Raw genomic sequence first — 6,127 nt, 5'->3', positions numbered from 1 at the left:
TAACTTTTTTAGTCTTTTTTGATATTTTTTTGTAACAATGTCATAAAACCTGTCATATCAGATAATCATCAGCACTTTTTATACTGTAAATTCACTATTAGCCTCACATCCAAGAAAACAATTTTAGGCTAAAAAAGACACTTTTATCGTACTGAAGACATCATGAACTTCTCTCTTCTTTACAAGCTGTAAAACAGCCTCTAAACACGATTATTTGGCTCCTAGTGCCTTATAGTGAATAGTTGCTCTGAAAGGCATTAAAAAGCATTTAAAGGCGATTAGAGGCTTATATTGCTTATTTTCGATGAAAATACACCAATTTTAGTAACAGAGTTTTCTAGATAAACAATTTTATCAAAAAATAAATATTTTGTAGAGTCATCACAGCTCCAATTATAGCATCAGTAATCTCCATCCGACAGTTTTTTTGCTATTTTGAATACATTAGCTCTTCAAAAAGAAAAACGCCTGCTTACGAAGTGTTTCTAATCTAGAGACATTTCGTAAACAAGCGTTACTCAATCACCAATATGATGAGTGTTCCCGCTGGGGAAAAATCCCCAACGGTAGACCAGAGCTAGACTAAGAACCAAAAGGTTCCATCATCATAACACTCAACAAAATTGATAAAAATTATACTAATTCAATGATTGCCATTGGAGCAGCATCACCACGGCGAGGTTCAGTTTTAAGAATACGAGTGTATCCACCGTTGCGTTCTGCATAGCGGGGTGCGATTTCATCGAAAAGTTTTTGAAGAGCTGTTTGTGAAGAGTATTTTTCAGTAGCTTCATCAAAGTTTTCAGATGCAATTTCATTACGTACGAAAGCAGCAGCTTGACGACGTGCATGAAGGTCACCACGTTTACCTAAAGTAATCATTTTTTCAACTGTTTTACGGATTTCTTTAGCACGAGCTTCAGTTGTTACAATAGATTCGTTAATCAAAAGATCTGTTGTCAAATCACGAAGCATTGCTTTACGTTGTGAGCTAGTGCGTCCTAGTTTACGGTAAGCCATTTTATCCTCCTATATTATTTATCGTTTTTGAGTCCGAGTCCAAGATCAGCAAGTTTAACTTTGACTTCTTCAAGGCTCTTACGACCAAGGTTACGGACTTTCATCATTTCAGGCTCAGTTTTTTCTGTCAAATCAAATACAGTGTTGATACCTGCACGTTTAAGACAGTTATATGAGCGGACTGACAAATCAAGTTCTTCGATAGTACGGTCAAGCACTTTTTCATCGTTAACTTTTTCAGTTTCTTTCATTACGTCAGTGTTTTTAGCCACTTCTGTAAGGTCAGTAAACAGATTCAAGTGTTCAATCAAAACGCGTGCTGATAGACCTAAAGCATCTTCAGGAATGATTGTGCCATTTGTCATGATTTCGATTGTTAATTTATCAAAGCCGTCATTGCTACCTACACGAGCAGGTTCAACTTGATAATTAACTTTTTTCACTGGTGTGTAGATAGAGTCTACAGCCAATGTTCCCACTGGAGCATCTTCTTTTTTATTACCTTCGGCTGGAACGTAACCACGTTTTTTAGCAACAGTCATTATTGCTTTCAAACTGTGTCCTTCAGCGATTGTAAAGAGATAGTGGTCTGGGTTGACGATTTCAACATCACTATCAGTTAAAATATCCCCGGCAGTAACTTCTGCTGGACCTTCAACGTCAAGTTCGATAATTTTTTCATCATCAACATAAGATTTTACTGCAAGTCCTTTAATATTAAGGATGATTTGCATAACATCTTCGCGTACACCTGGAATAGTGTCAAATTCGTGGAGTACTCCATCAATTTTAATTGATGTTACTGCCGCACCTGGGAGTGAAGACAAGAGTACACGACGAAGAGAATTACCTAGAGTTGTACCGTATCCACGTTCAAGTGGTTCGATAACAAATCTGCCGTAATCTTTATTTTCATCAATTTTTGTTATTATTGGTTTTTCAAACTCAATCATTTATTATACTCCCTCGAAACGAATCTTGTGTACTATTAACAATTATGATTACACACGACGACGTTTTGGAGGACGAGCACCATTGTGTGGCACAGGAGTAACGTCACGGATTGAAGTCACTTCAAGACCAGCAGCAGCAAGAGCACGAATAGCAGACTCACGACCTGAACCAGGACCTTTTACAGTAACTTCAACAGTTTTAAGACCATGTTCTTGTGCAGATTTAGCAGCAGCTTCAGCAGCCATTTGTGCAGCGAATGGAGTAGATTTACGAGAACCTTTGAATCCAAGAGCACCAGCTGATGACCAAGAAATTGCATTACCATGCACATCTGTAATCATAACAATAGTGTTATTGAATGTAGCGTGAATATGAGCAACACCAGATTCGATGTTCTTTTTCACACGACGTTTACGTGTTGGTTTAGCCAATTTTTTTACCTCCTATTTTATTTTTTCTTACCAGCAATCGCAACAGCTTTACCTTTACGAGTGCGAGCGTTATTTTTAGTGTTTTGACCACGGACAGGAAGTCCACGACGGTGACGGATACCACGGTATGAACCAATTTCCATCAAGCGTTTGATGTTCATGTTCACTTCACGACGAAGGTCACCTTCAACTTTAATTGCATCAACTTCACGACGGATAGCATCTTCTTGGTCTGATGTTAAATCTTTAACACGGATGTCTTCAGAAATACCAGCAGCTGCTAAGATTTTCTTAGAAGTTGCAAGACCGATACCATATACATAAGTAAGTGAAATTACTACACGTTTTTCATTTGGAATATCAACTCCAGCAATACGAGCCATTTTTTCTCCTTTCTATATTATCCTTGACGTTGTTTGTGTTTTGGATTTGATGGACAAATTACCATAACACGACCGTTACGACGAATAACTTTACAGTATTCGCAAATTGGTTTGACTGATGGTCTTACCTTCATTTTTTAATCCCTCCAATTATTTCGATTATTTAAAGCGGTATGTGATACGTCCACGTGTTAAATCGTAAGGACTCATTTCAACAGTAACACGGTCACCTACCAAAATACGAATGTAGTTTTTACGGATTTTTCCTGATACAGTTGCCAAGATTTGGTGTCCATTTTCTAATTCAACAGTAAACATAGCGTTAGGCATCGTCTCAACAACTTTACCTTCAATTTCAATCACATCTTCTTTTGCCACGCAAAAGTACCCCCTAAATTTCGATTTGATGTCCTCTGAGCACAGAGGTAACAATTATAAGCCAGACCAGCCTATTATATCACGACTCTTCTACTTGTGCAAGTAGAAACTCTTAAATTATTTTAATGATGAGATTGCTTTTTCAATGTCAGCAAATACATCATCGATGTCTTGGTTACCTTGGATATCGAAAACAATACCAGCTTTACGATAGTGTTCGATGATTGGTGCACCTTGAGCAATGTTAACATCAAGACGACGTTTTACAGTTTCAGGTTTGTCATCTTCACGTTGGTAGAATTCATGTCCGCCACATGCATCACAAGTTCCTTCAACTTTTGTTGGATTGAATGCTTTGTGGTATGTTGCTCCACAAGAACGGCAAATAAAGCGGCCAGATAAGCGTTCAATCAAGCTGTCTGGATTAACATCAATGTTAATAACACCGTCTAATTTAAGATCCAAATTTTTAAGTGTTTCATCCAAAGCATGTGCTTGTTCGATAGTACGTGGGTAACCATCAAGCAAGAAACCTTTTTCAGCAATATCAGCTTGTGCCAAACGTTCTTTAACAATACCGTTAGTTACTTCGTCAGGTACAAGTTCACCTTTGTCGATGAATGATTTAGCAAGAACACCCATTTCAGTTTTGTTTGCCATTGCAGCACGGAACATATCTCCGGTAGAAATGTGAGCAACGCCGAATTCTTCAACGATTTTTGCTGCTTGAGTTCCTTTACCAGCCCCTGGTAAACCCATGATTAAAAGATTCATGATACTCTCCTTATTTTATTTTTAAATAAATTTAACACCGAAGTGCTAAACTTATTCAAAAACAAAATAGAAAGGTTGACTAGGTCAACCTATATTCTATTCTGCTGTGTTCATGAAACCAACATACTGTCTCTTCAAGAGATAACCTTCAAGTTGTTTCATTCCTTCAATACCTGTTGAAATCAAGATAAGAAGACTTGTTCCTCCAAGAGCAATACTGCTAGATAAGTTCATTGCTTGTTGTGCAATAATTGGTGTTAATGAAATAAACGCCAAGAAAATTGAACCTACAGTAGCTAATTTCTTCAACAATGAAGAAAGATATTCTTCTGTTTCGCGTCCAGGTCGAACACTAGGAATATATGACGCACCTTTTTGCAAGTTTTCTGCTGTTTTTTCAGGATTAACTTGAACAAAAGTATAGAAGAATGAGAATAAAATAATTAGTACTGAGTAAATTACCATTCCGATCGGTGTTTGGTAATTCAAATATGATTCTAGAGTTGTAAGCCAAGGAATATCATGCCCATTTGAAATCAACGGAATAATTGTACTTGGAATCGTTGTAATCGAGCTGGCAAAGATAACGGGAATGACGCCAGCCGGATTAATTTTTAAAGGAAGATAAGAACTTGTTGGTGCACCTTGAACAAGTTTTGTATATTGGATTGGAATTTTGTATTCTGCTTGTTGGACAAAGGTTGTAAAGAACACAATTGCCAATACTGCTACGATTAACAAAGCTACAAAGATGTATGAAGATATTAAATCACTTGAACGAACGTTAACAAAGAAATCTTCGTAGATTGTTGAAATAGCATTTGGAATTGATGAAATGATACCCGCAAAGATAATCATTGAAACACCATTTCCGAAACCTTTGTCGGCGATTTGTTCACCAAGCCATGTCACAATCATACTACCTGTTGTGAGTAAGGCACCAATCAGGATATAACTTTTCACATTTGGTGTAGAAACCAATGAGATACTTGATAAAGTATTAAATCCTGCTGTAATCCCAATCGATTGAATGAAGGCTAAGACAAGCGAAATGTAGCGAGTCGCTTGATTTAACTTACGACGTCCAACTTCACCTTGTTTACTCCACTCAACAAACTTAGGCAAAATATCCATTTGTAACAGTTGAACAATGATAGATGCTGTGATATACGGGCTAACACCCATTGAGAATACAGAGAAGTTACTCATAGCATTACCAGAGACAAGGTTCAACATGTTTAGAAAGGGAAGTTCACCTAATTGATCGAGACTCTTAGCGTTGATACCTGGCACAGTAATATGTGTTCCAACACGGAAAACAAAGATGATAAAAAGTGTAAAGAAAATTTTATTTCTAACATTTTTTACCTTAAGTGCATCTTTAAGTAATTTAAAGAACATACCGAGTCCTCCTTAATTAGATGACTTCGATTGAACCACCTTTTGCAGTGATAGCTGCTTCAGCAGATTTTGAGAATTTAGCTGCTTTAACAGTCAATTTTTTAGTCAATTCGCCGTTACCAAGGACTTTAACGCCTGATTTTTCAGCACGAATGATTCCAGCTTCTTTAAGAACAACTGGAGTTACTTCTGTACCATCTTCGAAAACGTTAAGTTGGTCAAGGTTTACAAGAGCGTATTCTTTAGCGTTAACGTTCAAGAAACCACGTTTTGGCATACGACGGAACAATGGAGTTTGTCCACCTTCAAAACCAAGACGTACTTTACCACCGCTACGAGCTTTTTGACCTTTTTGACCGCGTCCTGCAGTTTTACCGTTACCAGATGATGTACCACGACCTACACGGTTACGTACTTTACGAGAACCTTCAGCAGGTTTAAGTTCATGAAGTTTCATTATTAATTTCTCCTTTTTTGTAAAATGCTAGCGCCTCTATGAGGGGAAAGGACTCCCCATAGAAACTCGCCTATACTAATATCTAGTTTAAGTCGCAAGAGTACCCCTTGCGACTTAAACCTAAAATTTATTTAATGTTAATTATTTAACATCTTCAACAGTTACCAAGTGTGAAACTGAAGTAACCATTCCACGGATAGCTGGAGTGTCTTCTTTGACAACTGAGCTATGTAATTTACCAAGTCCAAGAGCAGCAACTGTTTTACGTTGTGCAGGAATGCGTCCGATTGGAGACTTAGTCAAAGTAATTTTAATTTGAGCCATTATTA

10 protein-coding genes are annotated in these 6,127 nt (G+C 37.4%); all 10 read right to left on the bottom strand.

Annotation, left to right across the window (positions count from 1 at the left end; translation table 11 throughout):
- Window positions 1–633: 633 nt before the first annotated feature.
- The 10 genes from rplQ to rpmD all read right to left on the bottom strand — a co-directional run bounded on the left by rplQ (window position 634) and on the right by rpmD (window position 6,122).
- On the bottom strand, window positions 634–1,020 hold the full coding sequence (gene rplQ / locus STRINF_RS02045; protein ID WP_003067190.1) for a 50S ribosomal protein L17: 387 nt from the start codon (window positions 1,018–1,020) through the stop codon (window positions 634–636).
- 14 nt (window positions 1,021–1,034) lie between these two features.
- Complete coding sequence (locus STRINF_RS02040; protein WP_006531336.1) at window positions 1,035–1,973, bottom strand: DNA-directed RNA polymerase subunit alpha; 939 nt, start codon at window positions 1,971–1,973, stop codon at window positions 1,035–1,037.
- Window positions 1,974–2,021: 48 nt separating this feature from the next.
- Window positions 2,022–2,405, bottom strand: coding sequence for a 30S ribosomal protein S11 (rpsK, locus tag STRINF_RS02035; RefSeq protein ID WP_014334184.1), 384 nt, complete (start codon window positions 2,403–2,405; stop codon window positions 2,022–2,024).
- A gap of 17 nt (window positions 2,406–2,422) precedes the next feature.
- Window positions 2,423–2,788: a 30S ribosomal protein S13 gene (gene rpsM / locus STRINF_RS02030; protein WP_006531334.1), complete on the bottom strand. Its 366-nt coding sequence runs from the start codon at window positions 2,786–2,788 to the stop codon at window positions 2,423–2,425.
- Window positions 2,789–2,805: 17 nt separating this feature from the next.
- The gene (gene rpmJ, locus STRINF_RS02025; protein WP_002959355.1) at window positions 2,806–2,922 is read right to left on the bottom strand and encodes a 50S ribosomal protein L36; all 117 of its coding nucleotides are present in this window, start codon (window positions 2,920–2,922) and stop codon (window positions 2,806–2,808) included.
- Between the two features lie 25 nt (window positions 2,923–2,947).
- Window positions 2,948–3,166 (bottom strand): translation initiation factor IF-1, encoded by a 219-nt coding sequence (gene infA, locus STRINF_RS02020; RefSeq protein ID WP_001040189.1) that lies wholly within the window; start codon window positions 3,164–3,166, stop codon window positions 2,948–2,950.
- A 117-nt stretch (window positions 3,167–3,283) separates the two neighbouring features.
- Window positions 3,284–3,940 (bottom strand): adenylate kinase, encoded by a 657-nt coding sequence (locus STRINF_RS02015; RefSeq protein WP_006531333.1) that lies wholly within the window; start codon window positions 3,938–3,940, stop codon window positions 3,284–3,286.
- A gap of 96 nt (window positions 3,941–4,036) precedes the next feature.
- A complete protein-coding gene (gene secY / locus STRINF_RS02010; RefSeq protein ID WP_006531332.1) occupies window positions 4,037–5,341 on the bottom strand; it encodes a preprotein translocase subunit SecY in 1,305 nt (434 codons plus the stop codon).
- 16 nt (window positions 5,342–5,357) lie between these two features.
- Window positions 5,358–5,798, bottom strand: coding sequence for a 50S ribosomal protein L15 (gene rplO / locus STRINF_RS02005; protein ID WP_003062876.1), 441 nt, complete (start codon window positions 5,796–5,798; stop codon window positions 5,358–5,360).
- Window positions 5,799–5,939: 141 nt separating this feature from the next.
- Window positions 5,940–6,122 carry a 50S ribosomal protein L30 gene (gene rpmD, locus STRINF_RS02000; protein ID WP_006531331.1) on the bottom strand — a complete coding sequence of 61 codons (183 nt, stop codon included), beginning with the start codon at window positions 6,120–6,122 and terminating at the stop codon, window positions 5,940–5,942.
- Window positions 6,123–6,127: the final 5 nt, after the last annotated feature.

The organism is Streptococcus infantarius subsp. infantarius ATCC BAA-102 (assembly GCF_000154985.1).
Taxonomy (GTDB): Bacteria; Bacillota; Bacilli; order Lactobacillales; family Streptococcaceae; genus Streptococcus; species Streptococcus infantarius.
Note: the sequence above shows the minus strand (reverse complement) of the source record. Positions and strands in the feature narration are given on the sequence as shown.